Raw genomic sequence first — 208 nt, forward strand, 5'->3', positions numbered from 1 at the left:
CCGTCAGCCGCTCCCCCGGCCGCTCGCCGTGGATCCTGGCGCGCCACCGCGCCTCGTCGGCGTAGATGTTGCCGACGCCCGAGACGTGGTTCTGGTCCAGCAGCAGCCGCTTGACCCCCGTGGTGCGCCGGCGCACGCGACGTACGACGTCGGCGGCGTCGAACGCGGCCTCGAGCGGGTCCGGGGCGATGTGCGCGATCTCCGGCGG

At 75.5% G+C, this 208-nt stretch carries 1 pseudogene; it reads right to left on the bottom strand.

Annotation, left to right across the window (positions count from 1 at the left end):
* Positions 1–208, bottom strand: a pseudogene (locus tag QWY28_RS24255) (bifunctional DNA-formamidopyrimidine glycosylase/DNA-(apurinic or apyrimidinic site) lyase); the annotation flags it as partial.

Source organism: Nocardioides oceani, from assembly GCF_030412965.1.
Taxonomy (GTDB): domain Bacteria; phylum Actinomycetota; class Actinomycetes; order Propionibacteriales; family Nocardioidaceae; genus Nocardioides; species Nocardioides oceani.